This window comes from Pseudomonadota bacterium, from assembly GCA_016719885.1.
Lineage (GTDB): Bacteria > Pseudomonadota > Gammaproteobacteria.
Genome location: JADJYF010000027.1, coordinates 122094 through 148801 on the forward strand (window position 1 = coordinate 122094; position 26708 = coordinate 148801).

The window sequence follows — 26708 nt, forward strand, 5'->3', positions numbered from 1 at the left end:
GCCTTTCAGCCCAGGTTCCCGAACGCCGGCTTGCCATTGTTGTATTCCCAGCCGAGCAGCCGGAACACCAGCGCTTCCGATTCAGCGTACTTCGGCGAGTGCGACATCATCAGCATGTTCTTGATCGGATCGCCCGAGTAGTGGCGTTCATAGAGTGCCTGCCGCGCGCCGAACTGCTCGCCGGTGATGTCCCAGATGAGCTTCATTGCCTGCAGTCGCTCCCTGGCCGGGATGCCGGGTCCGATCATCAGGCGCTCGAGCAGCGGCTTGAGCGTCGGGTCGTCGAAATCTTGTTCGGTGAAGGTGATCGGGCCCGAGCCGCCGATGACGCGGATGGCGTCATAGGCGGCCTTGTTGACCATCGGGAAAAATGCGATGACCGCGCTGCTGCCGACCCTGGGCTGGCTGCGACCCGCACACTGCAGCGTGTCGACGCCGAGTGGCCGCCCGTCCGCATAGGCCGCCAGCCGTTCGGCGATGTCGTAGGTGGTCGCTCGTTCTATGCCTTCGGCAACGTTCAGGTGGCACACGAGTTCGCCGAGGATCTCGCGGTAGCGTGGCAGCTTGTCGCGGCCGGTGACGCGCGCGGCGAGTGCCGCGACGCCGGTCAGGAAGCGCAGCTTGGCGGTCGAGCGCGCCACCGCCTGCATGGTGGTATAGCCGGGATAGAACGGGATGAGATTGTTGAACGCCTCGAGATCGCCCGCCAGGATCACGCGCTCGTCGGGCACGAACACATCGTCGAACAACAGCACCGCGTCGCCCTCGTCGAAGCGCGAGGTGAGCGGCCGGTCGAACACGCTGCGGTTCGCGTGGTAAGGCTCGCGGCACAGGATGGTCAATCCCTTGGCATTCATGGGTAGCGAAAACAGCAGGCACTTGTCTTCTTCGCCCGGCATGCGTGGTTGGTAGGGGCCGACAATCAATTCATTGGCGACCGGCGCCAGCGTCGACAGCAGGCGTGCGCCGCGCACCACGATGCCATCGCTGCGTCTTGCCACGACGCGTACCGTTTCATCCGGCGCCGCGTCGTTGCCGCGGTCGGTCTGCGGGTCGATGAGCGTATGGGTGATGGCGAGATCGTTGTCGCGCACGTGGTCGCGATACCAGCGCGCCTTGGCGGCCGCTTCACCACGCCCCAGGAAGGTCAGCGACTCGATCTGGTCCATGCACCATGCGCTCATGAAGTCCGACAGCCGGCCCATGAGTCCGTAGGTCAGATCGGCACGCGCGCGAAAGCAGGCCAGCAGGCGCTCGGCCTGCGCCTGGGTGCGTGCCGGGAAGTAGGTGGCGCTGACCGCTGCCGTGGCTCCGTCCGGGGTGAAGGTCAGCACCTCGCGGTGCGGGGCTTGATGCTGGGCATCGTAGAGCGCGGCGATGGTATCGATGACGCCACGAAAGGCCGGCGTGGCGGTGACGTCCGTCACGCGCTCGCCGCCGGCGTGGATCACGCGGCCATCGCGCAAACTGTCGATGTACTGCTGGCCGGTACGAATACCCATGGTGTGCTCTCCGATGTGCGGTTGATGGCTGTCAGTGCGCGCAAGTATCGGCAGCGCGATGTCGGGCGGGGAGTATGCGAGTGGTCAAAAATCTAATATTTTCGGACAGTGAAAGACGAACACGTTTTGCTGCTGCCGATGACCGCGGACTACGTGCGTCTGGCCCTGCGGCTCGGCGCCGCGCGCGGTCATCCGGCGAGCGTGGTGCTGGCCGGCACCGCGCTCAGCGCAAAGGACCTCGGCCTGCCCGCCGCGCGTCTGTCGCAACGCGACACCTTTACGGTGCTCGACAATCTCGATCGCCTGCTCGGGCCAGGCTGGCCATTCGACGTGCGTTTTGGCGCCGAGACTTCGGGGCCGCTGGGCCAGGCGGTTACGTCCGCGCCGACCGTTGGCCTCGCCATCGAAACCTTGGCCGACTTCGGCCAAAGTCGCTCGCCGCGTTACGCATTGCGGCTCGGCGCGCCGGGCCGGCGCATGGGGGTGTTGAACATCGTCGAGACCGTCGAGGTCAGTGCCAGTCGGCGCCTGACCGGTGACGAGATCATCATGCAGAGTCTGCACAACATGCTGGAGACGCTGGTCGGCGGCGAGGTGGCGGCGGCGCGTTTTGCGTTCCGTTCAGCGCCGCCCGCGCACAGCCCACGCTACTTGCAGGCGTTCCGCGGCGCGGTGCGTTTCTCGGCGCCAGCCACCGCCATCGAGTTTCCGCTGGCATGGCTCGCGCGTCCGGCGCCGTTCGCCAATCCATCCCTGTTCGGCGCCGCACTCAATACGCTCGAGATCGAGCGTGGCGCGCTGCGCGCCGGCGGCTTGTTGCTGGCTCAGGTCCAATATGCCTTGAATTGCGCGGCCGGCATGACGCCGCCGAATCAGGCCTCAATGGCGCTGGAACTCGGCGTATCGTCACGCACGCTGGCGCGTCGCCTGCGTGTGGCCGGCACCAATTTTCGAACCCTGCGCGACGACGTATTGCAGCGTCGTGCGCGGCAGCTCCTGAGCGAAACCGACCGCTCGGTGGAGTCGATCAGCGCCGAACTCGGCTACGCCGATGCGGTCGCCTTCAATCTGGCCTGCCACCGCTGGTTCGGCGTCGGGCCGCGCGCCTGGCGTCAAGCGCAGCGCGATGTGACGTGAGCGCCGTCCACGGGCAATGCCCCTGCCCGCCCAGCGTCAATCAGACTGCGCGCGTAAATTCTTCCACAGCCCGAGCAAGGCCAGCGCCAGCATGATGTGCACGCCGAGCACCGGCGGCCAGCCCGCGAGGTAGATGACGTCATTGGCGAGCCCGGGCTTGAACGGACCGCCGCCGAAAGCAAGGCCGCGCGTGCCGCACACGGCGTTGGCGGCGGCACCGAGGGTGAACAGCCAGGTCGTGACCAGCGCCGACCAGAACAAGCAGGAGAACTGGCGCGGCGACAGGCGCATGTAACGTCCGCCGAAGGCAAACCCCATCAGCAGCAGGCCCTGGGTGATCGCTTCCATGTGCGCCATGCGCCAGGCGCGGCCGTCGTCCGGGATCGAGACCGGGATGTCGATGGGCAACGGCCATAGGGCAATCTTGCCGATGAGGGCGAAGAACCATACCCAGCCGAGCAGCAGGGCGAGCGCGATGAGGCCGGTGCCATTGAAGAACAGCGCGGCGCGCATGCGTTCACTCATGGCGGCAGACGAAGTGTCAGTCATGATGGTGTCCAGGTGTCAGGCAAGGGGCACGGGCGTGGGCTCGGCCAGGCGTGTGGTATCGAGTCGCGCGGCGGCCTGCGGTGTGGCGTCGAACAGTGCGGCCCAGGCCCGCGCCCACGGCGGGTCGGCCACCTGGCGCGGGTTGTAGCCCGGCACCAGGATGCGCAACAGTCTCGGCGTCAGCTGCGCGAAGATGCGCGCGAGCAGACGCGCCAGCGCCAGCCGCGATCGCCAATCGCGCCACAGGCCGTCCTCCTGCAGCAGCGCGTGGTAACCGTCGCGCGTCAGTTTGAAAATGTGCGCCGTCGCATACAGAAAGCCGTGCACGCGACGGAAGTAGCCGCCCGCCACGTGCTCGAACACGTCGAAGGCGACGTTCTTGTGTTCAATCTCCTCGACGAAATGCCACAGCACCAGGGTGGCGACGCCGCTTTCGCTGGCGCCGAACAGGTGTTCGCGATCTTCGATGAGCATCTCGCCGATGGCGAGCGCCATGGACTCGAAGCCTTCGGCATAGGCAAGGTTGAATTCGAGACTGCGCTTGGCGCCGAGCTCGGCGTAATCGGCGGCCATGCGCGCCTGCAGCGCCTCGATGCAGCGGTAGCCGCGCGCCTGCAAGGTATCGTTGAAGCGCCGATGCTGGCTGAAATGCATCGACTCCTGCGCGACGTAGTCGTCGAGGGCCTTCTTGAGCTCGGGGTCGCGGATGCGCTCGCGTGCCGCGCGCATGCTCTTGATGAGATAAGGCTCGAGGTAGGGCATGGCCAGCGAAGCGGCATTGACGATGTGCGAGAACTCCGGCCGTCGCGCGTTCCAATGGCCGGGCATGGGCGAGGGGTAGCTGAAGGCCGGTCGCCGGACTGTCATGCGTGCGCTGTTCATGCCCTGTCTCCTTGGCTGGGATTGGCAGCATGCCTGCTCGCCGGCGAAGAGAAAAGGCGCGCGGCGTCGGCCCCTATTCCTGACCGTCAAGCTAGGAGGACGGCCAGCGTCGCGCGATACTGCGGCGCTGGCTGCGCGTGCCCGGCATTACGCGGCCTCGACACGGCACAATTCGAGAGCATGAACCATGAATGAGATTTCCCTCGCAAGCCCCGCGCCGGACTGCGACGTGGTGGTGGTGGGAGCCGGCTTCGCCGGCATCTATGCGCTGTACCAGGCGCGGCAACGGGGCTATACCGTCAAGGGCATCGAGCGCGGCAGCGATGTGGGGGGCACCTGGTACTGGAATGCCTACCCTGGCGCGCGCTGCGACGTCGAGAGCTATAACTACGCCTATTTCTTCGATAACGACATCGTGCGCGACTGGAGCTGGTCCGATGCCTGCGCGGGCCAGGCCGAGATCCAACGCTACCTGCGCTTCGTCGCCGAGCGTTGCGATGTACTGAAGGACATCACGTTCAATACCAAGGTGCTGGCGGCGCGCTACGACGAGGCGCGTGGCCTGTGGTCGATAGAGACCTCGAGCGGCGAGACCCTGGTATGCCGCTACGCGGTGCTCGCCATCGGCGCGCTGTCGGATCCGAAGGCGCCCGACATCGAAGGCGTGGCGGATTTTGCCGGCCAGGCCTATTTCACTTCGAGCTGGCCCAAGGATGGCCGTGTCGAGCTTGCCGGCAAGCGCGTGGGCGTGATCGGCACCGGCTCGTCGGGCGTGCAGGTGGTGCCGGAAGTGGCGAAGCTCGCGGCCGAGGTGCACGTGTTCCAGCGCACCGCCAATTACGTCACGCCCACCGCCGGCGGGCCGATGGACCCGCGCTTGGTCGCGCGCCTGCGCGACGATCCGCAGGCCGTGCGCCGCGCGTTCCGTGAGTCCTACGGCGGCCAGACGCCGCTCGGCATCGGTGAAGAGCGCTTCCATGACCTGGACGACGCCGGACGCGAGCGCGCGCTATGGGCCGCGTGGCAGGGCAAGTACATCGCGCTAGCGTTTCGCGATGCGCACCTGCCCGAGGCCAATGCCGCGATCTCGGACTTCATCCGCGCGCGCATGCAGGAGCAGGTGCAAGACCCTTGGACGGCCCAGCGTCTCGTGCCCTGGGATCATCCCTACGGTGGCAAGCGTCCGTGCATGAGCGATGTCTACCTCGAGACCTTCAACCTGCCGCACGTGCACCTGGTGCATCTGCCCGACACGCCCATCGAGCGCATCGTGCCGGAAGGCATCAAGACCAGCGCCGCCACCATCGCGCTCGATGTCATCGTCTACGCCACCGGCTTCGACGCGATCTCGGGGCCGGTGTTCGCCATCGACATTCGCGGCATGGCAGGACGCTCGATGAAGGACGCGTGGGTGGATGGCCCCATGAACTACCTCGGCACCATGGTGCACGGCTTTCCCAACCTGTTCCTGCCGTCGAGCGCGATGTCGCCGTCGGTGCTGTCGAACATGGCGACGCTCGCCGAGCAGCAGGTCGACTTCATTTTCGACAGCATCGACTGGCTCGAAGCGCATGGGCGTCCGCGCCTGCACCCGCGCGCCGATGCCGAGCTGCGCTGGCGCGCCGAGACCTTGCGCTATGCCGAACGTCGGCCGGGCGCGCTGACCACCAAGAGCTGGTATTCGGGCGCCAACGTGCCGGGCAAGGCGCGTATGTTCATGGTCTATTGCGGCGGCTTCAAGCGCTACAACGACATCTGTTATGACGAACTCGAGAGCGGTTTTCCCGGTTACGAGTTGTTGCCGGCGGCGCGCCACGGCGTGCAGGGCTGAAGACGCCGCGCGCAGGCCGCGGCATCGTCTTCGTTGGAGAGGTAATTCAACCCGCCGCGGCGGATCGCGGCGCCACGCCCCAGCGCTTCAACTCCGGCAGTACCTTGGCCGCGAACAGGCGCAGGCTCGCTTCGGTCTCGGCATAGGGAATGCCACCGAAGCGGAACGCCGGCGCCGCTTCGAACGGCCCCAGCAGTTCATACCGCGCGCGGTATTTCTCGATGACCTGCTCGGGCGTGCCGCTGGCGGTGGCTTCCAGGAAGCCGTTCAGGAAGCCGGTCGCGCCCATGCGCTTCAGCGCTCCCGAAGCACCGGCATAGGACTCGTAACCGCGCATGCCCTTGAAGTGATCGCCCATGATCTCGTAGTGCTCGAGCACCGATTCGAGATAGGTCGCGATGTAGTGCTGGCCGCGCTCGGCGGCAAGCGCGGGGTCTTCGTGGCAATACACGAAGTCGCAAATCAGCGGCGGTGGCGGTTCGGCATGGTGATATTCGCGATAGAGCTCACGCCAACGTTGGATGGAAGGCAGACGCGCCGTCCATGACCGATCGGCGAACAACACCATCGCCGCCTTGAGGCGCGCGGCCGCGTCGACCGAATCATCGGAGGTCGCCACCGCGTAGGTGCGGCCTTCGAAAGAGCGCTCCGGTCGCGGCCGGATCTCGGTACGCGGCTGCGGATAGTACGGCCCCTGGCCCTCGATGAAGCCGCTGCGCAGCGCTTCCACCACCATCGCCGCGCCTTCGTCGAAGCGCCCACGCGATTCGTCCATCTCGATGCCACGGAAGTGGCTGTACTCACGCTTGCTCAGGCCGCGCCCCATGCCAAATCGCACGCGGCCCTCGGTCATGTGATCGAGCAGGGCAATCTTCTCGGCCACGCGCAACGGTTCGTTCCACGGCATGATGACCGCGGCCGTGCCGACCTCGACATTCTTCGCCTGCGCGGCGATGCCGGCCAGCCACTGCACGTTGTCGGGGCAGAACGAGTAGTTGTAGAAGTGGTGCTCGGCGGCCCACACCACGTCGAAACCGAGTTCCGCGGCGAGCAACGCGAGCTGCGTGTCCTCGCGCACCACCTGGCCGTCGGTGATGTCCGCCCAGCCGTGACTCGAGAATATGGTTTGAATGCCGACGTCCATCGAGGGTCCTCGTGTGCCTGGGGCTCATGGTGATGACTAACACTCGCAGGCGCGCGGTGGCCTGTCCAGTCCACGATTCGGGAGGGGTGGAAAGCGATGCTTGCGCCCTCGCCAGGCGCAACGGTCGCCGCCAGCGGCGCTCGGCCGCTTGCTTTCCGCCATGCTCGCGCTACGCTCGCCCCCTGTGTCCATGGCGATGAGGTGAACATGGAAGACTCCTATACGGGCACGTGCGCCTGCGGTGCCATCCGCTATTCGTGCGCGGCCGAGCCCGCGTTCTCATGGAACTGCCATTGTCGCGATTGTCAGCGCGCGAGCGGCAGTGCGTTCTGCGCCGTGCTCTACGTGCCGCGCACGGCATTGACCGTGCACGGCGAGGCCAACTGGTACGAGGTGCTCGCCGAAAGCGGGCGCCGCGTGAGCCGCGGCTTCTGCCCACGCTGCGGTTCACCGATGTTCATCCAGGCGGAGTTGGTGCCTGAACTGCAGGGGCTGTGGGCCGCGAGCCTCGATGTACCCGCGCGCTTCCAGCCGCAGGTGGACGTGTGGGTCTCGCGCAAGCAGCCGTGGGACTGCACGAGCACGGCGCTGCCGAAGATCGGTGAAGCGCCGAATGAGGACCAGTTTCATGCCTTGCTGGCGCAGGCGGCGGGCAGGCACTGAGTCGCACTGCACGCGCATGACTCGCCGGCGGTGGCAGGCGCCGTTGCGGGTGAAGGCGAGATCTTCTCCACGGGTGTGCCGGTGCCCACTTCCAGAGTTAGCCGCCCCACCGATCAGGGGGGCGCTGTTACCTTCCTTCCACGCCTTATTCCGCATCTGATTGACCCAGCGCAAGGACGGCGCGGCTAGCCATTGCTGGCTGTCGATGCCGCTGCCTAGATTCGAGCCGTCGGTACTACCCGACCGGATCACAAGCCTGTCAGGAGGGCAACATGGCAAGCACACAAGCGCAGCGCTACGACGTCATCATCATCGGCGCCGGCCTGTCCGGCATGTATCAACTCCATCTCTTGCGCCAACTCGGTCTGTCGGTACGCGTGGTCGACGCCGCCAGCGATGTCGGCGGCGTGTGGTACTGGAATCGCTACCCGGGCTGCCGCGTGGATTCCGAGAGCTTCACCTACGGCTATTCCTTTTCCGACGACATCGTCGATGGCTGGGACTGGAGCGAGATGTACGCGTCGCAACCCGAGAACCATCGCTACCTGCGCTACTGCGCCGACAAGCTCGACGTGCGCAAGGACATCACCTTTAATGCGCGCGTCACGCGCATGACGTTCGATGAAGATGCACACGCCTGGACACTGGACTTCGCCGACGGCAGCGCGCTCAGTGCAACGTTCGTGATCGCCGCCACCGGCCCCTTGTCGGCGCCGCAATGGCCGGGCGTGGAAGGCGTGGGCAGCTTCGCCGGCGAGACCTATCACACCGCCACCTGGCCGCGCGATGAAACCACTTCCGATCCGGCGCCGGTGCGTTTCGACGGCAAGCGCATCGGCATCATCGGCACCGGCGCCAGCGGCGTGCAGACCATCCAGGAACTCGCCAAGTCGACCGCCGAGGTCTACGTCTTCCAGCGCACGCCCAACTGGTGCATGCCGCTCGGCAACAAGCCGCTGACGCCGGCCGAGCAGAAGGACATCCACGCACGGCAAAAAGAGATCTTCGCTGCCTGCATGAAGACCTTCAGCGGTTTCGATTACGGCTTCCTCGACCAGTCGGCGCTGGCGGCGACGGCCGCCGAGCGTGAGGCGCTGTTCGAAAAACTCTACTGGGGCGCGGGCTTCGGCCTGTGGCTCGGCAATTACAGCGACGTGCTGACCGACCCGCATGCCAATGCGCTGGTGTCGGACTTCGTCGCGCGCAAGGTGCGCGAGCGCGTCAAGGACCCGCTGACGGCGGAAAAACTCATTCCCAAGGATCACGGCTTCGGCACGCGCCGCGTGCCGCTCGAGACCCGCTACTACGAAGCCTACAACCAGCCCAACATTCACCTGGTCGACGTCAAGGAAGATCCGATCAAGCGCATCAACAGCGCCGGCGTCGAGACCGGCACGCGCCAATACGATCTCGACATGCTCATCTACGCCACCGGCTTCGACGCGGTGCGCGGCGCGCTGGATCGCATCGAGATCCGGGGCCGCGGCGGCCGCACCTTGAAAGAGAAGTGGAAGGACGGCCCGGTCACCTACCTCGGTCTGCAGTATGCGGGCTTTCCCAACCTGCTGGCGCTGGTCGGCCCGCAGAGCGGCGCGACGTTCTGCAACATTCCGCGCTGCGTGGAGCCGCAGATCCGCTGGGTGACCGATCTGTTGCAGCACATGAAGTCACGCGGCCTCGATTACGTCGAAGCGACGCCCGAGGCCGAGACCGAATGGACCGACCATGTCGCCGACATGGTTTCGCAGACGCTGTTTGCGACCGCCCAGCGCGGTTGGTTCTTCGGCGGCAACACGCCGGGGCGCCAGACCAGCGCACGCACCTTCCTCGCCTACACCGGCGGCTCGCCGGCCTATCGTGAGCGCTGCGACGAAGTGGCGAAGGCCGGCTATCGAGGCTTCGTGTTGAGATAGCGGCTTTGAGCGCGCAGCGCCCTGCGCTGCGCGCGGCCCTGGGCGGCGTGGTGTTTGTACGAAATCAGCGGCCGTCGCCGGCGATCAAATTCGTAACGTACGAGTAACCTTGGCGCTGCGAACCGAAATCTTCGCGTGACACGCGCGCCCTACAGTTCTTCCCACGCATCGGCGCGGATGTCCCCGCCCCGATACACATACCGTTCCACTCGATGGGGAGAAATGTCATGCACCAGTCCACTCTTGATTTCAGCACGCCCGCCATCCTGTTGGCCGCCGCGCTCGCGGTCGGCAACCAGGCCCAGGCCGAGGTCGTGTTTCCGCCGCCGCACCTCGCGACCGCGGCGAATGTCGTGACCGGCGTTGCCCAGCCCGGGCGCGCGGTCAAGGTACCGTGGTACTTCGGCGCGCAACCACAGCTCGCCGCCAACCTCGCCGAAACGCTGAGCCGCGCGCCGGCGGTGGCCTCCAACGCCACGGTCGGACCCTGGTACAGGGCCGCGAACTGAACGGGGGCCGCGCCGGGCGCCTGGCCGCCCGACGCGGCAAGGCTGGCAGGCGGCGTCGTACGCCGCCAGTGAAGTCACCGCGTGTATCGTTACTCCGGCGCGAGGACCAAGCGCCTCGCTGCCGGCGCTTCAGCACGGGCCGTCGACGAGGGCATGCAAGGCCGCGGGATTGCTAAAGCGCGACGGAGAATTTCCGCTAACGTCATCGATTCACTTCTCATCGGCACCGGACTGCCTGGCTGGATGGCGGTTATGGCGGACATGTCCCGGTACGGTGTGGCAAAACTCCTCGAGCCCTTCGGGCTTCGCAACACGCTGGTCGTCATGCAGGAGCGCGACGGCTACACCGTCAACCGCTTGAAGAGCCTGGGGCGATTACCCGAGCTCATCTGTATCGGCCGACTCAGCTCCAGCGAGGTGACCCGCATCGGCCGCATCGGGCCGCCCGACGCGAGCCTTCCAATATCCTGGGCCAACAGCCTTTCGTTCTACGGGCAATGGTTCGACCGCCGCGCATCCGACGAGATTCGCGCGCGCCTCTGCGCGCTTCCGCGAGAAACAATGATGAAGCAGGCGGGGCGCGACGATCAGTACGCCATGGTCGGCAGCTACTACTCGTGTTTTCTGACCATCATGGATGTCAAGCAGCGCGTGCCGCTGGTGTTGATCGACGACCATTACCTCGCGGCCCTGAGCTTCCCTGTCGTATTCTCCAACGCAGGCGACGCCAAGCTGGAACGAGAACTCATGTTCACGCTTCGCACGATGCTGCGAAGGTATGAAGAGGCGGCGCCGTTGAGCGGCGGCATCATCGTCGAAGAGCAATAGCGGGCGACGACGTGCCGGGGCCTCACGCCAGTGCCTTCTTTGAATTCGGTGCGGCATAGGGCGAGGACATTGGCGGGGACCGCGCGCGCACGCGATGAACCAATCAGAAGGTTTTCAAGGATCGGCTGCGTGTGCCGCCAATTGACCTCGGATTCCGTGGGCCGATACCATCGCCGCATGCGCCGAACCAACATGCAACACGTAGCCGCGGCTTTATTGGCCGTGCTCGTGCTGTCCTGGACGGGGTCGGCTTTCGGTGTCGGGGCGACCGCCGCCGCGGGCCATGGGGTGGCGTACGACTTTCCCCCTTCGCTCGCGGACAGCGGTGGCGCCGGTCACGACCACGACCACGACGACCATCATCATCCTGGCCACGCGCTGGATGAGCATGCCAATCTCGGTCACATGCTCGATCATCTCTCGGGCTCGATACTTGACGTCACGTTCGTGACCTTGGCGCCGGTGAAGTCCGGCTCCGTGGGCTGTCCGCCGCTCATGTCCTTGCTCACCGCGACTCTTTCCCCACTTTATCGTCCGCCTATCAACGCTGCTTCCGCATGACTTTTTGAACCGCGGATGACCGGTTTGCCCGGCATCCCGCGTGCAGGTGTCTGTCGGTAAGGAGCGTTCCCAATGGGAGTCTTTCCAGGTCCGGCGCTGGCCGCATGGGGCATGTCCGCCCGTGCCGGCTGTCGCCGGCTATTATTCATTTCCTTATGTTGTGGTGTGTTGTCGCCGGCTGTTGCCCGCGAACTGAGCGAAGCAGAGGCCATCGCCGCGATGCTTGCGCGCGATGACTTCGTCGCGCTCGAACAAGCGCGGCGCGGAGCCGCGCAGGCGGAGCTCGAGCAGGCCGCATTGCGGACCAATCCAACGCTGTCGATCGGACGCGAAGGCGTGACCAGCGGCGGCGCTCGGGAGGCGGAAACGCGCCTGGAAGCGACGCAGCAGTTGGACCTTGCCGGTCGCCGGCGTTTCGCCCGCGAGGCCGCGAGCCACCGTTTGGCGGCCACCGACTCGGAGCTCGCCGGGGCCCGTACCGACGCGGTCGCCGATTTGCGTCGAGTATTTGCCCGCGTGCTGTTTGGCGTGCGTGTGGTGGACGCCCTGGATGCCGCGCTCGTCAGTCTTGCGCACAGCGCGCAGGTCGTGGAGCGCCTCGCCGAAAGTGGTGAGGCATCGGGCTATGACAGGCATCGGGTCAAGCGCGAGCTGTCCGCATTGCGCGTCAAGCGCGACACCGCCGCTGCTGAGCTGGCGCGCGACCGTGCCTTGCTCGCTGCCTTTGTCGATGACGGCGCTTCGCAACAACTCGTGCCGCTCGGCGCCTCGCTGCCCGCGCCGCCGCCAGCGCTGGACGAGATGCGCGCTCAGCTGCGTGAACGTGCGCAACTCCTTGCCCTGATGGGACACGCGAAAGCCGCGGACAGCGAAGTGCAGGTGTCGCGGCGCGGCTGGGTCCCCGATGTCACCGTGGGGCTTGGCACCAAGGTGGTGGAGACCGGGCATGGAGACCGCGGCGATCTGACCTTGTCGCTGGGCATCCCGGTGCCGCTGTTCGACCGCGGTCAGGCGCGCACCAAGCGCGCGGTGGCCGAACGCGAAGCCTACCGCGCCGAGCACGCGCTGCAGTTCACGCGCTTGAGCGGCGAATTGGACGGTGCATGGCAACAGGCGACTCGCCTGTTCAGCGCCGCGCTCGACTACCGACGTGATGTTCTCATCAGTGCGCATGAACTCGGCCGGATTGCGCAGACCGCCTACGCGGCCGGTGAGGGCGGCGTGCTCGAACTGATAGACGCGTCGCGCACTGAACTCGAAACCGAACTGACGAGCTTCGAATTGGATCACCAGGCGCGCATGGCGCGCATCGAGCTCGACCAAATCGCCGGGGTGGACAGCCATGAATAAGTTTCTTTCCTGTGTGTCGATGGTGGCCCTGCTGTTGACGGGCTGTGCGGACGATCACACCTCCACCCACCGACGCGGGCGGGCACGCGGCCGATACTCACGAGGGCGGCGAGCACGGCCACGGCCATGCGCACGGCGGCGGTATCTCGGTGACGAGTTTCGAACAAGCCACGGAGCTGTTCGTTGAGTATGCGCCGCTGGTGCGAGGCGAGGAGGCGGCGTTTGCCGCGCACCTCACCTGGACCGGCGAGCGCTTCAGCGCCGTCAATGAAGGCACGCTGGTGGTGACTGTCGACAAGGGCCAGGAAAGCGCGCGCGCCGAAGCGGCGGTCAGCTCGACGCCCGGCATCTTCAGACCGGTACTCAAACCGAGCGCGGCGGGCCGCCACCGCCTGCGCCTGACGCTGACCGTGGGTGAGCGCAGCCATGTGCACGATCTGGGCGAAGTCGAGATCTACGCCAGTGCCGCGCAAGCCGCCAAGGCTCACCCCAAGGAAGACGAGGAAGACGGCAGCATCTCCTTCACCAAGGAACAACAATGGAAACTCGACTTCGCCCACGCGCCGGTGATTGAACGCGAACTGCGCGAGAGCGTCGCGGCGTCGGCGACGCTGCGCCCCATCGCTTCGCGCGAGGCGCTGGTGAGCAGTCCGGCCGCGGGTGTGCTGGAGGGCGGCGCATCAGCGTTTCCTTACCTCGGCATGGCGGTAGAGCGCGGCCAGGTCTTGATGACGCTGGTGCCGCGACTCGCAAGCGGTGTCGATCTTGCGACCCTGGAAGCCGATCTGCAGCGCGCGCGCGCGCATCTCGATCACACCACGCAGGTCGCCCGACGGCTGCGCGCGCTGGCCGACGCACAGGCCATCGCGCCATCGCGAGCAGCGGAAGCCGAACATGAGGCCGACATCGCCAGGACCGATCTGCGCGCCGCCGAGCGGCGGTTGGGCTCGGCCGCGGCGCTGGCGGCGGCGTGCCGTTGCGCGCGCCGCTGGCCGGCACGGTGGTCGAAGTGCGCACGGCGCGCGGCGCGGCCGTGGACGAGGGGCAGGCGCTGGTGCATATCGCGGATCTCGGCCAGCTGTGGCTGCAGGCGGATATCCCGGAGTCGGACCTGGGACGCGTCACGCAACCGGTGGGCGCCTATTTTCAGGTCGATGGCGCTGCCGCAACGATACTGACGGCGGGGCACAACGCGCGCCTGGTGGCTTTCGGTGGCTTGGTGGACGCGCAGACGCGCACCGCGCCCGCGGTCTTCGAGTTCGACAACGCCGACCGCGCCTTGCGCGCGGGCATGCGGGTCGCGGCACGCGTATTCACGGGCAAGGTGCAGCGCATGCCTGCGGTGCCGGCGTCAGCCGTGATCGATGACAACGGCCAGAGCGTGGTGTTCGTGATGAAGGACGGCGAGGCCTTTGAGCGGCGCATCGTGCGTACCGGCACACGCGACGGCGATTGGCTGGGTATCGAAGGGGGGCTGACCGTCGGCGAGCGCGTCGTGACCGTCGGCGCCTACCAGGTGCGCCTGGCCGCCACCGCGCCGGCGGCCATGGGCCACGGCCACGCGCATTGAGGAGCACGCCATGATCGCATCAATCATTCGCGGCGCGCTGCGCAACCGCCTGCCCGTTCTCGCTTTGTCGGTGCTGTTGCTGCTGTGGGGCGGATACCGGGCGAGCCAGATGGACGTCGACGTGTTCCCCGATCTCACCGCGCCCGCCGTGGTGGTGGTGAGCGAAGCCCATGGCATGTCGCCGCTCGAGGTCGAGAACCAGGTGAGCTTTCACATCGAGACCGCGCTCAACGGTGCGCCGGGCGTGCGACGGGTGCGCTCGATCTCGAGCGTCGGTCTGTCCGTGGTCACCGTCGAATTCGAGTGGGGGACGCCCGTGCCGGTGGCGCGCCAGATCGTCGCCGAGAAATTGCAGGTGGCGCGCAACGCCTTGCCGGGCGAGCTGCCGCCACCGCAGATGGCGCCGGCCGCCTCGGTGATGGGCGAAATCATGTTCATCGCGCTGGCCTCCGACCAGGCCAGCGGGACAGAACTCAAGACCACCGCCGATACCGTCGTGCGCAAGCGCCTGCTGTCGGTTCCCGGCGTGGCCGAGGTGCTGACCATCGGTGGCGACGAGAAACAGTACCAGGTCACCCTGGACCCGCAGCGGCTGGCGGCTTACGACCTGCCGGTCGGTGATGTCATCGACGCCTTGCGCGCATCGAACGCCAACATGCCGGCGGGCTTCTACCGGGAGAACGGGCAGGAATATCTCATTCAAGGCATAGGACGCATTGCCACGCTCGATGACATTGCCGAAACCCAGGTGGGCATGCGCGGCGGCCAGCCGGTGCTGGTCAAGCATGTGGGTGAGGTGGCGATCGGCGTGGGGCCGGTGCGCGGCACCGGCGCGCACAATGGCAAGACCGCGGTGATCTTCGCCATTCAGAAGCAGCCTGGCGTCAATACACTCGACCTGACCGCACGTCTCGATGCGACGTTTGCCAGCCTCGCGCCTTCGCTGCCGAGCGGCATGCGTATCGAGTCGCATATTTTCCGGCAGGCGGATTTCATCGAACGGGCCATCGACAATCTCCTGCACGCCCTGCGTGACGGCGCGGTGCTGGTGGTCGCCATCGTGTTCGTGTTCCTGCTGTCGCCGCGCGCCACGCTGGTGACCTTGATGGCGCTGCCGCTGTCGCTCATCACCGCGCTGGTCACGCTTGCCGCATTCGGCGGCACGCTCAACACCATGACCTTGTGTGGTCTCAGCATCGCGCTCGGCGCGCTGGTGGACGACGCCATCATCGTGGTCGAGAACATCACGCGCCGCCTGCGTCAAAACGCGCAGCAGCTGCAGCCACGCGCAAGGCCGTGACCCAGGTGGTGTTCGATGCGACGGTCGAAATCCAGGGCTCGATCGTATTCGCCACGCTCATCATCATGCTGGTATTCGTGCCGGTGTTTTTCCTGGCGGGTGTCGAAGGGCGTCTGCTCGCACCGCTCGGCTTCGCCTACGTCGTGGCGCTCGGCGCATCGCTCGCGGTGGCGGTCACGGTCACGCCCGTACTGGCCCTGACGGTACTGGCCGGCCCCAGCGCCGAGCATGCGCACGAGCCGCGGATGTTGGCCACGCTGCAGGGCGCCTACGAGTCGGTGTTGCGGCCCTTGCTCAGGCATTGGTGGCTGTTGAGCGGTCTCGCGCTGGCTGCTCTTGCGCTCGCGGGCCTGGTCTTCCTGCAGGCGGGCCGCTCGTTTCTGCCTGACTTCAATGAAGGCAGCTTGACGGTCAACGTTACGACCCTGCCCGGCACCGAACTCGCCGAGTCGGACCGCATGGGCAAGCGCGTGGAGGACATCCTGCTGTCCCTTCCGGAAGTGGTGGCGACAGCGCGCCGCACCGGCCGCGCGCCCGCCGATCCCCATGCCCAGGAGATTTATGCATCGGAGATCGAGGCGAGCCTCGAGATGGGCAACACCAGCAAGGCGGCGCTCTTGAAGCAACTGCGCGAGGAGTTCGCGACCCTGTCGGGCATGAGCGTCGTGATAGGCCAACCCATTTCCCATCGCATCGACCACATGCTGTCGGGCACGCGCGCCAACATCGCCATCAAGGTGCTGGGGCCGGACCTCTACGACCTGCGCCAACTGGGCGAACGCATCAAGTCGATCGCGGCCAGCGTGCCGGGCGCGGTCGACGTGGCGGTCGAGACCCAGGCCGATATTCCGTTCGTGATGGTCCACTTCCGGCGTGAGGCCATCGCGCGCCACGGTCTGCATATCGAGGAGGTCGGCGCCGCGGTGCAGGCAGCGCTGGCCGGTGTCGAAGTCACCCGTGTGCTGGAAGGGCAGGCCAGTTTCGACCTGGTGGTGCGCTACGACCCGGCGGTGCGTGATTCGCTGGAAAACATCGCTGCAACGCTGCTGGTGACTCCGAGCGGCGCACATCTACCCCTGTCGGCGCTCGCCGACGTGCGCCGCGAGCGCGGTCCCAACCTCGTCAGTCGCGAGAACGTGCAGCGCAAGATTGTCGTCATGGCGAACGTCGCGGAGCGCGATCTGGCAAGTGTGGTCGAGGACATCCAGGCGCGCGTCAGCGCGGAGGTCCAAATGCCCACCGGCTACCACGTCGAGTACGGCGGTCAGCTCGAGAGCGCGACCGAAGCTGCGCGCACCCTCGGTGTGCTGGGGGCGGTCGTCATCGCCGGCGTGTTCGTGTTGCTGTACATGGCGTTTCGCTCCGCCGTCGATGCGCTGCTGGTCATGATCAACTTGCCGCTCGCGCTGATCGGCGGCGTGGTCGGCATGGTGCTGGCGGGCAACGTGGTGTCGGTGGCGACGCTGATCGGCTTCATCACCCTGTTTGGGATCGCGACGCGTAACGGTGTGATGCTCGTCGCCCACATCCGACAGCTGCGCGAAGTCGAGGGCGTCGCCGATGCCGAGCAGGCGGTGCTGCGCGGAGCGCGTGAACGCCGCGTGCCGACACTCATGACCGCGTTGGCCGCCGGCTTGGCGCTGGTGCCCTTGGCGCGGGCGCTGGGCGAGCCGGGCAGCGAGATCCAGGCGCCGATGGCGATCGTCATCCTGTTCGGGCTGCTGTCGTCGACCGCACTGAACATGTTCGTGGTGCCGAGCCTGTATCTGCGCTTCGGCGCGCTGGGACGCACGGCGACGGCAGCACGCGCATCATCGCCAGCCGCGCTGGCGCGATAAGCGCTGCCGCTGAAATCGGCGAGACGGCTTGACCGGCGGGTGAAACACGGCCGCGCGCACGGCGTTCCTCATCCGCCGGTCAAAGATCGATGCCCAGCGCGCCCAGCACTTTGATCATCGCGAAATACGCGGCGGTGGTTGCCGCGGCCGACGCCGCGAGACTCGCCAAAGCCAAGCCGCGCGCAGCAAGGCCGGCAACAGCAGGAAACAACACCAGCGACGGCAGCACCAGCCAGAAAATGCTGCCCGACAGTGACGAGATGCGCTCGACGTCGCCGGTCTCGACATAGAGCCACACGAATGCAAGCAAGGAGGTCAGCGGCAAGGAGGCAAGCAGCGCGCCTAAAAAGTTGAGCGGCGCGCGATTTCCAGAAACGCCGACGATGATGCCCGCCGACAGCACGAGCTTGATGGCCATATGAAGACTGGGCATGTTCACTTCCGCCTTGCGGGCGCGCCCGACATGCTGTGGCGTGGACGCAAAGCGGCCACGGCGTTAATCTGATCAGCCGCGTTGTGGTTGTCGCCATCCATCGTTCCATCAAGGACGGTCGCAGACACCAAGTCGTCGCGACCATGCAGCAGGGATGCCGGCGCGGTCGGCTTCGTAGTCCGTGAAAGACCGGTGCTCATAGTCCGACCGTCCTTGATGCCGGCCGCCGATGAAACTACGGATCTCCTGGGGCCCCGCCTGCGGTGTTTGATTTCGGCCTCGATCCGGGTTGCTCAAATCCGAAGCCGTCGGGAGGCGCTGAAGTCGTGCTGGTCCGCCCGCGAAGTCATCCCTGCCCGTAACCCATGGCGCGACGACGTCCCGCGCAACCAGGGGACTCCATGTCGTCCCACGGCAGCATCAAGCGGTCTTTGATGATCTCGCCGCCTTGGCGGCATGGAGATCGTTCAGCAGAACCCTCTTCCGCGTCGGCGGCCTCGGGTGCTCGGGGGGCGGATGCGGGGGGGCGGCCCGAGACTGTCGATCTCGAACCGTCACTCATCCGGCATCGAACAAGGTCTGAATTGCGCCCACCGAGTCCGTGACGCCGCCGACAGGCTGTCCGCTGTACTGAAGCGTCCCAGGTGACGCGCCGTTCGATGGGCAAATCCATCACCAGCGGGGTCGAAATATCGGTTCGCTCGTCAGCGCCATAGGTATTCGCGACGTTCGGGGTCAGAACCCAAGACGCGGATTGCAAGAATCCGATTCTGAAGGGTCATGTTGGCTTGCCGCATTGAGCCGTTGCTTGGGAGAGAGGTCCGGACGAGATTCCGCAATAGCTTTTTCGATAGCTTCACGATTCACGAAATCGTTCAGTGGGCGGAGCTGTCCCCAACCGACGGCGACCACGCCCTTTTCGCGGAACTCGCTGATGGCATGCGCGTCGCGCCCGGCGCGTACCATCCACGTTCTTTTTGTAGTCATCGTTTCCCCCGATGCCCTCTCGCACCACCGGACCTTCGGCATGCCGCGTCAGATGTATCCAAGCTGAGTCGATTTGCGCATCAGATTCATCCACCTTCCGGAAATAAAAGGGACACGCCTCGCCGCGAATTCTCGACGTCCGCGGATTACTCGGGTCGACAATTGGGTTGTCGAAAGCAAAAAGCGACGGACGGATTACATCATGGGGGTAAATCGGGGGTCGGGAAGAATTTACCAGCTACAGGCGGCTGCCGCCCGACGGGGAGGGCCAGCGCAGAAGGCAATGGGCGCGGCGGCAGGGAGATACGCGCCGCGCCCACCGCTTCACAGCAGCTCGGGGCGAGCCAGGCCAAAGCCTCCCTTGATCGACAACAGTTCGTTGCAGCCGTCCTCGATGAGGCCGGCGCGGGTGTCGCGCAGCAGCTTCTCCAGCGGGTACTCACGCGTCATGCCGTTGCCGCCGAACATCTGCAGGGCCTCGTGGGCGATCTCGTACGCGGACTGGGTGCAATGCACCTTGGCGGCCATCGCCGCCGACAGCGAGGGCAGCGCCGCAGTGGCGTTGTACTCCACCACGCGCCGCGCCAGCGCGCGGCTCGCCTCGAGCTTGCGATACATCTGGAACAGGCGATAGGCGACGTGCTGGTGCTTGATCAGCGCCATGCCGCCCTGGCGCCGCTGGTGGGCGTACTCGAACGCCAGTTCATAGGCGGCGCGTCCGACGCCGGTCAGGCCGACCGCCATCAGGCCATTGGCCTCCTGGTGGATGGTGTAGACCGCGCGCTGGTAGAACTCCGGCCCGGCCAGCAGGTTCTCGCGCGGCACTTCGACATTGTCGAAGAAGATCTCGCCCTGGTTCAGCGCGCGCTGGCCCATCTTGTCGAGCGGCTTGCCCTTGCTGACACCACGCGCGTCCAGCGGTACGATGACCACGCAGCCATGCTGGGGGTCAGGTCCGGCGCCGCTGTCGCAGGCGCAGAACAGCACGCATAGCTGGGCGATGGTGCCGTTGGACACCCACGCGGATTTCTGCCCGTTGACGACGATGCGGTCGGTTTTCAGCGTGGCGATGCAGTTCGGCCGCCCGTATTCGCCACGCGCGTGCCGCGCCTCACCCTCGGGGTCGAGATTGTCGCTGCCGTGGTCGGGCTCGGTGATCCCCCAGCAGCCGATAGTGGTCTCCGGCCAGCGCTCGGCCAGGTAGTCGTTGCCGAAACTGCGCGCCATGAAACGCGGAAAGGTCGCCGCGCCGACCGTGAACGCAAGCCCGACATCACCCCAGCACAGCTCCTCGTTGACCAGGCACTGGATGCGCGCGCGCTGCAAGGGCGGCATGTTGAACAGCGCATCGGTGCTGAAGCCCAGTTCGTGGTAGCGGGCAATGAACGGCCACAGCGGCGAGTCGGCGGCGATCACTTGTTCCGGGCGCAGGCGGTCGAGCTGGCGACCGAGCGGGCGCATTTCGTGCTCGGCGAACCGATGCACGACATTCCAGATCGCCTGCTCCTCTTCGCCGAGCGCCATCTCGGCGCCAAGCGGGCCAAGTGTCGTGTGCGGTGTCTCGGGCCAGCCGGCAATGCGCGTATGCGGCGCGGCTTCGCCCAGGGGCAGGAAGTTCTCGACGGGTACGGCCATGATGCTACTCCTTCGCGTCGCCTGTTCAGCGCCCGCTGTTGAGATCGGCGACGCTGAACACGCGCTCCAGGAACGCGGTCTTGGGCGGCGCATAGTCGGTCGGTTCGAGCACCCGCGCGACGTTGGCGGTCTGCTCACGCAGGTTCAGCACCAATGAAGAACGCATGCGCGAGGTGGTAAGACTGGGGTCACCGTCGAGGGCGCCGTCGCCGTGTGCGTAGGTGCCGTTGATCACCTTGTACAGGCGCTCGTCACGGTCGTAGACCAGGGTCAGCGCCACGCTGAAGGTTTCGGCGTCGATGAACAGCACGCGCCGGCCATAGGGATGACCTTTCCAGCGCGGCACCGCTTCCACTACGTAACACGGGCGTAGCTGCCAGCGATCGACGCGGAATGGCGCTGAGCGGCCCCTGGGTCAGCACGTGTTCGTGGCGCGTATTGGCGACATAGGGCACGACCTTGCGCCCGAGGTAGCGCCAGGTGTTGTCCATCACCAGCCCGGCGTAGCCGCCGAAGTCGTCCAGCGTCCAGTTGGTGCCCATCCAGCTGTCGGCACGCTCGCGGGCCGACAAGCGGCGTACGCGGCGCTCGGTCGGCAGGTAGGAATTGACCTGGTCACCCAGCGTCTGGTCCAGAGGCCGTTCGAGGATGATGGTGGTGCCGGCGACATCGAACGGGGCCAGCACTTCGATGCGTTCCTTGAACAGCAGCCCGGCGCCGCCGCGCACCGGCAGGCGGTAATCCTGCGCCGCGAGCGGCGCGAGCCCCGACAGGTAGGTGCGACGATAGGACATGTGCATCTGGCGCTCGATGACACCTTCGCCGAGCAGGCCATCCGTTGCAGCCAGCGGTGCAGCGCCGCCGGCGCGGATGTAGCTGATCAGCGTGTCGGGCGCATTGAAGCCGAGATGCTCCCAGCGATGCACGTGATCCCAGGCAACCATGTAACCGGCCGTCACGGCGTCGGCGCTCTCGATCTGCGCGGCCGTGAACGGCTGCCGGCCTGATGGCCGGCCAGGCTGCCATCGTCGGCGATGCGCGCCTGGCCGGCGAAGCGACGGCTCGCGTCCTCGTAGCTGACGTGCGGAGCGTAGTGCTGCGTCGGCTCGAGCTCGAACTCGAGCCCGGCGAAATCGAACTCGGCGTGGTAGCCGGGCGGCAGATAGGGGGCAAGTTCGGCCAGCCGTGAGCGGTCGTAGCTGCCGGGGGCGAGACCGTCGACCGGCGCCGTGGCGGCGTCCGCCAGCCAGGCTTGCAGGGCGGCGTGGTCGTTCGCCACGGCGATGGCCGGCGAGGCCAGCAGCATGACCGAGATCAAGGCGTCACACAGTCCGAACATGCGATTGAGCAAAGGCGAAGCGGTCATGGCGGCAGCGGTACTCCCGGGGTCTTCGACGGCAGATGACGGTAGGCCGTGGTCGAAGTGTGCGGGGCGCGCTCTGTCGCGCGGAATGTCCGATCGCGAAAAAATCATGTCGAAACGCGCCACGCGCAGTGCGTGGGGGGAGTGGTGATGATGAACGGACGAGCAGCGCGGCCGGAGCGCACCCATTTCGTGGTCGGCAACGACCTCGCCACGCCGGTGCGATTCGCCTACGGCCTGGGACCGTTGATCCTGGTCCTCGAGGCCGCGGGGCACGACATCGAGCCGCTGCTGCTTGCGGCCGATATCCCGCCTTTCGCGCTGGAAGAACCGAGCTACCGCGTGCGCGTGGCGCAGGAGACGCTCTTCACCAGCGAGGCGCTCGCGCGCCTCGCACGGCCTGACGCCGGCCTGCTGGTCGGTCAGCGCTACCACATGGTGACTTTCGGCGTGCTCGGTCTGGCCGCGGCGAGCGCGCCGACGGTGCGCGAACTGCTGCGCACCCTGTTGTTCTACCCGCTGCTGTCGTGGGGAATGTGTCATTGCTCGCTGTGGAGCGACGGCGCCCACGCCAACCTGCAGTTCGAGCCCCACGCGGCGGTCGGTGAGGCGCTGCGCTTCTATGTCGGGCAACGACATCACCTGCACCGTGACCCTGCTGCGCGACATGCTCGGCGTGCGCTGTCCGCCGCTGCGGGTGCGCTTCCGTCACGCCGCGCCGGAGGACCTGCGCCTTACCAGCGCTACTTCGATTGCCCACTGGAGTTTGGCGCGGCGGTCAACGAGGTGTGCTTCAAGGCCAGCGACTGGAACGTGGTGCCACCGCAGGCCGACAGGCTGTCATTTCGTTTCTACGACAGCCAGTGTCGGCGCATGAGCGAAGCATTGCTGATGTCCTTGGACTATGCCGACGTGGTTCGCAGCCGCCTGCGCGCGATGGTGCCGATGCCGTCACTGTCGGTGCTGGCCGCGAACCTGCGACTCACCGAGCGCACTTTGCAACGCCGCCTCGCGAGCGCCTCGACGTCCTACAGCGAGCTGCTGCGTGAAGTGCGCCTGGAGCAGGCGCGGCGCCTGATGCGGCGCGAGCGCGTACACATCGATGAGATCGCCTACCGCCTGGGATTCGAAGACGCCATCGCCTTCTCCCACGCGTTCAAGGAATGGACTGGCCAGGCGCCGCGCGACTACCGCCGCGCGCTACGCGCGGCGGGCACGACCTGAGCCGGGTTCAGGCGTCTTGCCTTGCGTCTTCGCTGCGTGGCCGCTATACCGCGCACGACATCGATGAATGCGCGCAGCAAGGGTGATTCGTCATCGCGACGAAAAATCATGCACAGATCAAAACTCAGGTTGTCGCTCTTGGCCAAGGGCCGATAGCTCACGCCCGGCAACTCTTCCAGTTGCTGGATCTGGCGCGTCGGCGGCGGTTGCGACACGTAAGCCCGCTGCGCCGTGCCACCAGCAACTTGATGCTCGACCACGCCACGAAAGTGTGTGCTCGGCGTGGGTCGGATTCCGGTGCTGAGCAGCACGCTGCGGTCCCCCCCGCGCTCGCCTTCGGCGCTCAACCGGATCGCGCGCGGCGGGTGATTCGGCCTTGTTGCAGTAAGGAGGATGCCGCTCAGCCCACCCAGTAACATGGGCAAAGGTCTGGGATCAGTACGGCCTGCAACACGACGTTATCGAGACCGACGGTATCGAAGTTCTCACCATCGTTGATAGAACTCACCAGTGATCGAGAAGTGCGTAAGATTGGCCATGACGAGGTCGGGGAGTCGGCTTGCCGCCTGCGCTGGCGGGCTGACAGCGGGTCGCCCGCCCGCAGATGCCGCTACAGCCTGTCGAAAGTACCGTCGGCGCGACAGGTGCAGGAGATCGAATAGCTGGTCCAGGCGCCGACACTCGGAACGGGGAGCCGATGAATAACGGCGATGCCCCCGCTGGAGCAACAGGAGGGCGGCGGATCTGGTCGACGGGTCCGCTGGAAGATCGATGGTCAGGTCCGAAGGACACGCTGCCGCCGAGAAAGTCGACTGATTGCCGAGAACTTGTCCGGCGCGCGGGCGCGCAGCTAAGGTCGGCCCCGGGTCCGGCGTCGGTCGGCCGCAGGTTGCCCCCGGCGGCAGGCGTTCGAAGCCTCCGGGCAGGGTGCGGCGTTCACGAACACGCCCTGGTTGGTAAACGTCATCGCCGGTCCAGCCGTCTGCGTCGCTGTCGAATGTACTGGTAATCGCGGCGTGCGCTTGCTGTACCGATAACGCGATGGAACGGCTAACGGCAATGTCGCGTGAAGGAAGATACGTAGGATCCGAGATTCTATCGGTGGGTCCATGGCGCGCGTGCTCCTCCTATTAAAGCTGAGTTACAGCCAGACCGAACAACACCGTCAATTCGGAACTTCAAACGCCGACGTTTGAACAAGCCCATGAGCCCCACCGCGCCGGACCCCCCACCGGTGCAGACTCGCCGGCAGCTGGCACAGGTGCCATGTGCACGCCGACCAGCACGGCCGTGATCGCGCCAGCCGGGAGGCGCCACCCCGAGCCGCCGCTGGAAGCAGGCTGCGCCGCTGTTGCGGCAAAGAAAGGCGAAGTCAGCGCCGAGCGGAACAGCCAGCAGGCAACAGGACCGCGTCGAGATGAAGGCGATTCCGGTGGGCGAAGCGAAATCCGCAAGCTATCAGTGCGCCGATGCCCGACAGATGAAAGCGAAGCCGCGTTCGCGGTGCCTCCCGGCACTGAAGCCGTGAAGTCGATATCGAGTACGACATCGCATGGGTGGGGGTCGTAACCGCCTGCACGGTGGTGATGGTGGCCGCAGGGACCGTGACCGGGAAATGGCTCCGGAGCCGGAGACCGTGAAGCCGGTCACCAGCGGCCCGCCGCCATGGGCGGCAACGTCGGTGTCCACTTGCACCGTGCCGGAGAGGAACGTCACGGCGTCATAGCTCGCCGGTAGCGCTGCGCTGGGCGGAAGCGCCCAAAGTCGAATCCGTTGAAGCTCAAACTGCCGCCGAGATTCGGGCCGAGCTTACAGGCGCCAGGCGTCGCCGTGAGCACGTCGTCACTCGTGCCAACCAGTCCGTCCGCGCCGGGCGCGTGCGCCACGGCCGCCGGATGGGTGAAAGTACGAGTTCGAGCGTGGCCGCTTGCGCGCCTTGTGCCAGCGCGAATAGCGCCGCGACGGCCAGGATGCGAAGCCACATGACTTCCCATTGTTCCCCAGAGCGATGATGCGTCGGTCTGAGCATAGTTGGGATTGGGTAGATATTCCGGCAGCCTGTGAAGTGGGTCACGCTTTTCGCATGGATTCGTGGCACCTGCTTCAACACGCGCCACCGCCCGGCGCGCACCCGCCGTTAAGAAATCGACAAGGGTATCGGGCGGCGCTCAAGGCGCTCCCGGCGGCGCAGGGCTGTGCCTTGCCCGGACATGCTGAGCGAATTCCGGACCGCTCCCCTGAGCGCGAAGCAGCGAGTCAAAAGACACCCGGCAGGTCACGCGGCCACTGCGGCGAACGGCTCAGCAGAAAGTCGCGCCCGGGTGCGAAAGGCGCCTATGGCACCGCCAAAGCCGGCCGGTCGACATTGCTTACGCTAAATGCGGTGTCGATTGTGGGGAATCAACGTTCGCGCGGCTATGGGTTTGCCAGGCTGAAAACAAATCGACGTGATGTATCCAGCTTGTTTACCGACGATATTGCATGCCGGGTTGGTGAACAGTCCGCCCGAGCTTGAGGCGGGCGCCACGCCCATGAAAGAGCCGCAGGAACAGCGAGACCTTTCCTCAGTGGACAGCCTGGACGGTTCGGGTGGTGGCTCTGGCCGTGACGATAAGCGCCATTCAACTCCTCGCGCGTTCCGAGCAACGCGATGAGGCGCGCGTTCTCGCTTGCAGGGCAGCCAGTTCATCCTGACTGGCCATCAGATCCGTACTCGAGGGAATCGTCCATGTCGTCGCCGACGCCATAGCCAAAGTTATGGCTGATGTGACGCACGGCATCCAGACGCGCCACCAGTGCGGGACGGCAAGCTGCAGGCAACGCATGGAACTAGCCTTCAACGCTTGCCCGAACATCCGCACGAGGCGTCAAAGTATCCTTCGTACTGCAAGCCGACATCATTGCTGAAACCGGCTGCACGTTCGCGGTAAAGAACACCATCAACTCCCGGCCAGGCCCTCCGGCTGGCCGATGGCCTTGTAGTCCGGGATGGCTTTTTCTTGGCCTTGGCCACTGGAGGTGTCCTGGTTTGAACCCATATCCGGCCAGAGCCAGCGGTCTATGGTGGCCTTGTACGGATTCAACACATCGCCGCCCAGCGCGAAGCGTTGCATGAAGGCTTGGTTATCGCCCGCTGGCCGCGTACGGATCCTGCACCAGGCCGACCAGGCCGGTACGGTCAATTCGGCCAGTTTCGTTTTGCCGTCGCTCAACTGGGCGTGGATTTCTTCATCAGCCATTCTGTCATTCCGCGTCATCGGGCTTGCGGCAGGCCTCGGTTCTTGACCACCCGATCAAAGTCGCTCTCGAACAGCCGGTCCTGAACGATGCGGTACTTCTCAAACTCGCTCTCGGCATGGGCGCCCGGCGATTTCCGCCGTGACCTTGCCGGCGTCCTGCAACACTTCCCGGTCAGTAGCCGCGATGAAGCGGTTGAGGGCGCGTTTCCCAATCCTGCATGAGTCATGGGATCTTGCGCTGCGCCATGTC

21 protein-coding genes and 2 pseudogenes are annotated in these 26708 nt (G+C 66.0%); 11 read left to right on the forward strand and 12 right to left on the reverse strand.

Annotated features, from left to right (window positions below):
* Positions 1 to 5: 5 nt before the first annotated feature.
* Entirely contained in the window at positions 6 to 1502 is a 1497-nt protein-coding gene (locus IPM80_24000) for a 4-hydroxyphenylacetate 3-hydroxylase (protein ID MBK8961407.1), read from the reverse strand.
* Positions 1503 to 1628: 126 nt separating this feature from the next.
* Here IPM80_24000 and IPM80_24005 point away from each other — a divergent pair, with 126 nt between their 5' ends.
* Positions 1629 to 2639, forward strand: a complete 1011-nt coding sequence (locus IPM80_24005) for an AraC family transcriptional regulator ligand-binding domain-containing protein (protein ID MBK8961408.1) — start codon at positions 1629 to 1631, stop codon at positions 2637 to 2639.
* Between the two features lie 36 nt (positions 2640 to 2675).
* Here IPM80_24005 and IPM80_24010 read toward each other — a convergent pair whose 3' ends face one another.
* Entirely contained in the window at positions 2676 to 3164 is a 489-nt protein-coding gene (locus IPM80_24010; protein ID MBK8961409.1) for a hypothetical protein, read from the reverse strand.
* A 39-nt stretch (positions 3165 to 3203) separates the two neighbouring features.
* Positions 3204 to 4070, reverse strand: a complete 867-nt coding sequence (locus IPM80_24015; protein ID MBK8961410.1) for a metal-dependent hydrolase — start codon at positions 4068 to 4070, stop codon at positions 3204 to 3206.
* A gap of 187 nt (positions 4071 to 4257) precedes the next feature.
* On the opposite strand from IPM80_24015, the gene IPM80_24020 reads away from it, so the two are divergent.
* Entirely contained in the window at positions 4258 to 5901 is a 1644-nt protein-coding gene (locus IPM80_24020) for an NAD(P)/FAD-dependent oxidoreductase (protein MBK8961411.1), read from the forward strand.
* 46 nt (positions 5902 to 5947) lie between these two features.
* Here the strand turns inward: IPM80_24020 and IPM80_24025 are convergent, their stop codons facing one another.
* On the reverse strand, positions 5948 to 7045 hold the full coding sequence (locus IPM80_24025; protein ID MBK8961412.1) for an LLM class flavin-dependent oxidoreductase: 1098 nt from the start codon (positions 7043 to 7045) through the stop codon (positions 5948 to 5950).
* A gap of 207 nt (positions 7046 to 7252) precedes the next feature.
* Between IPM80_24025 and IPM80_24030 the strand changes: the two genes are divergently transcribed.
* The 8 genes and pseudogenes from IPM80_24030 (at position 7253) to IPM80_24065 (ending at position 17577) form a co-directional block, all read left to right on the forward strand.
* Positions 7253 to 7708 carry a GFA family protein gene (locus tag IPM80_24030; GenBank protein ID MBK8961413.1) on the forward strand — a complete coding sequence of 152 codons (456 nt, stop codon included), beginning with the start codon at positions 7253 to 7255 and terminating at the stop codon, positions 7706 to 7708.
* Positions 7709 to 7980: 272 nt separating this feature from the next.
* Positions 7981 to 9621 carry an NAD(P)/FAD-dependent oxidoreductase gene (locus tag IPM80_24035; protein ID MBK8961414.1) on the forward strand — a complete coding sequence of 547 codons (1641 nt, stop codon included), beginning with the start codon at positions 7981 to 7983 and terminating at the stop codon, positions 9619 to 9621.
* 227 nt (positions 9622 to 9848) lie between these two features.
* Complete coding sequence (locus IPM80_24040) at positions 9849 to 10130, forward strand: hypothetical protein (GenBank protein MBK8961415.1); 282 nt, start codon at positions 9849 to 9851, stop codon at positions 10128 to 10130.
* Between the two features lie 81 nt (positions 10131 to 10211).
* A complete protein-coding gene (locus IPM80_24045) occupies positions 10212 to 10958 on the forward strand; it encodes a hypothetical protein (GenBank protein ID MBK8961416.1) in 747 nt (248 codons plus the stop codon).
* Between the two features lie 192 nt (positions 10959 to 11150).
* Entirely contained in the window at positions 11151 to 11519 is a 369-nt protein-coding gene (locus IPM80_24050) for a hypothetical protein (protein MBK8961417.1), read from the forward strand.
* Between the two features lie 72 nt (positions 11520 to 11591).
* A complete protein-coding gene (locus tag IPM80_24055) occupies positions 11592 to 12869 on the forward strand; it encodes a TolC family protein (GenBank protein ID MBK8961418.1) in 1278 nt (425 codons plus the stop codon).
* Positions 12870 to 13878: 1009 nt separating this feature from the next.
* Positions 13879 to 14439: an efflux RND transporter periplasmic adaptor subunit gene (locus IPM80_24060; protein MBK8961419.1), complete on the forward strand. Its 561-nt coding sequence runs from the start codon at positions 13879 to 13881 to the stop codon at positions 14437 to 14439.
* A gap of 10 nt (positions 14440 to 14449) precedes the next feature.
* A pseudogene (locus IPM80_24065) lies at positions 14450 to 17577 on the forward strand (efflux RND transporter permease subunit).
* A gap of 79 nt (positions 17578 to 17656) precedes the next feature.
* Here IPM80_24065 and IPM80_24070 read toward each other — a convergent pair.
* The 6 genes from IPM80_24070 to IPM80_24095 all read right to left on the reverse strand — a co-directional run bounded on the left by IPM80_24070 (position 17657) and on the right by IPM80_24095 (position 21998).
* Positions 17657 to 18010, reverse strand: coding sequence for a hypothetical protein (locus IPM80_24070; protein MBK8961420.1), 354 nt, complete (start codon positions 18008 to 18010; stop codon positions 17657 to 17659).
* Positions 18011 to 18745: 735 nt separating this feature from the next.
* Positions 18746 to 18997 carry a hypothetical protein gene (locus IPM80_24075; GenBank protein MBK8961421.1) on the reverse strand — a complete coding sequence of 84 codons (252 nt, stop codon included), beginning with the start codon at positions 18995 to 18997 and terminating at the stop codon, positions 18746 to 18748.
* 324 nt (positions 18998 to 19321) lie between these two features.
* Positions 19322 to 20632 (reverse strand): acyl-CoA dehydrogenase, encoded by a 1311-nt coding sequence (locus IPM80_24080; protein MBK8961422.1) that lies wholly within the window; start codon positions 20630 to 20632, stop codon positions 19322 to 19324.
* A 25-nt stretch (positions 20633 to 20657) separates the two neighbouring features.
* The gene (locus tag IPM80_24085) at positions 20658 to 20987 is read right to left on the reverse strand and encodes a DUF1329 domain-containing protein (protein ID MBK8961423.1); all 330 of its coding nucleotides are present in this window, start codon (positions 20985 to 20987) and stop codon (positions 20658 to 20660) included.
* On the reverse strand, positions 20884 to 21591 hold the full coding sequence (locus tag IPM80_24090; GenBank protein ID MBK8961424.1) for a DUF1329 domain-containing protein: 708 nt from the start codon (positions 21589 to 21591) through the stop codon (positions 20884 to 20886). Before IPM80_24090 ends, IPM80_24085 begins: the two co-directional genes overlap by 104 nt.
* Entirely contained in the window at positions 21588 to 21998 is a 411-nt protein-coding gene (locus IPM80_24095) for a hypothetical protein (GenBank protein MBK8961425.1), read from the reverse strand. The genes IPM80_24090 and IPM80_24095 overlap by 4 nt, the downstream gene beginning before the upstream one ends.
* Positions 21999 to 22148: 150 nt before the next feature.
* Between IPM80_24095 and IPM80_24100 the strand changes: the two genes are divergently transcribed.
* A complete protein-coding gene (locus IPM80_24100; GenBank protein MBK8961426.1) occupies positions 22149 to 23219 on the forward strand; it encodes an AraC family transcriptional regulator ligand-binding domain-containing protein in 1071 nt (356 codons plus the stop codon).
* Here the strand turns inward: IPM80_24100 and IPM80_24105 are convergent.
* Positions 23183 to 23530 carry a hypothetical protein gene (locus IPM80_24105; protein ID MBK8961427.1) on the reverse strand — a complete coding sequence of 116 codons (348 nt, stop codon included), beginning with the start codon at positions 23528 to 23530 and terminating at the stop codon, positions 23183 to 23185. The genes IPM80_24100 and IPM80_24105 overlap by 37 nt on opposite strands.
* A 2374-nt stretch (positions 23531 to 25904) precedes the next feature.
* A pseudogene (locus IPM80_24110) lies at positions 25905 to 26402 on the reverse strand (hypothetical protein).
* Positions 26403 to 26708: the final 306 nt, after the last annotated feature.

What these genes read in the sequence shown, in the direction of transcription:
- IPM80_24000 (MBK8961407.1), bottom strand. Translation starts at nt 1,502, where the DNA reads ATGGGTATTCGTACCGGCCAGCAGTACATCGACAGTTTGCGCGATGGC.
- IPM80_24010 (MBK8961409.1), bottom strand. Translation starts at nt 3,164, where the DNA reads ATGAGTGAACGCATGCGCGCCGCGCTGTTCTTCAATGGCACCGGCCTC.
- IPM80_24015 (MBK8961410.1), bottom strand. Translation starts at nt 4,070, where the DNA reads ATGAACAGCGCACGCATGACAGTCCGGCGACCGGCCTTCAGCTACCCC.
- IPM80_24020 (MBK8961411.1), top strand. Translation starts at nt 4,258, where the DNA reads ATGAATGAGATTTCCCTCGCAAGCCCCGCGCCGGACTGCGACGTGGTG.
- IPM80_24025 (MBK8961412.1), bottom strand. Translation starts at nt 7,045, where the DNA reads ATGGACGTCGGCATTCAAACCATATTCTCGAGTCACGGCTGGGCGGAC.
- IPM80_24030 (MBK8961413.1), top strand. Translation starts at nt 7,253, where the DNA reads ATGGAAGACTCCTATACGGGCACGTGCGCCTGCGGTGCCATCCGCTAT.
- IPM80_24035 (MBK8961414.1), top strand. Translation starts at nt 7,981, where the DNA reads ATGGCAAGCACACAAGCGCAGCGCTACGACGTCATCATCATCGGCGCC.
- IPM80_24040 (MBK8961415.1), top strand. Translation starts at nt 9,849, where the DNA reads ATGCACCAGTCCACTCTTGATTTCAGCACGCCCGCCATCCTGTTGGCC.
- IPM80_24050 (MBK8961417.1), top strand. Translation starts at nt 11,151, where the DNA reads ATGCAACACGTAGCCGCGGCTTTATTGGCCGTGCTCGTGCTGTCCTGG.
- IPM80_24055 (MBK8961418.1), top strand. Translation starts at nt 11,592, where the DNA reads ATGGGAGTCTTTCCAGGTCCGGCGCTGGCCGCATGGGGCATGTCCGCC.
- IPM80_24070 (MBK8961420.1), bottom strand. Translation starts at nt 18,010, where the DNA reads ATGCCCAGTCTTCATATGGCCATCAAGCTCGTGCTGTCGGCGGGCATC.
- IPM80_24075 (MBK8961421.1), bottom strand. Translation starts at nt 18,997, where the DNA reads ATGACTACAAAAAGAACGTGGATGGTACGCGCCGGGCGCGACGCGCAT.
- IPM80_24080 (MBK8961422.1), bottom strand. Translation starts at nt 20,632, where the DNA reads ATGGCCGTACCCGTCGAGAACTTCCTGCCCCTGGGCGAAGCCGCGCCG.
- IPM80_24095 (MBK8961425.1), bottom strand. Translation starts at nt 21,998, where the DNA reads ATGACCGCTTCGCCTTTGCTCAATCGCATGTTCGGACTGTGTGACGCC.
- IPM80_24100 (MBK8961426.1), top strand. Translation starts at nt 22,149, where the DNA reads ATGAACGGACGAGCAGCGCGGCCGGAGCGCACCCATTTCGTGGTCGGC.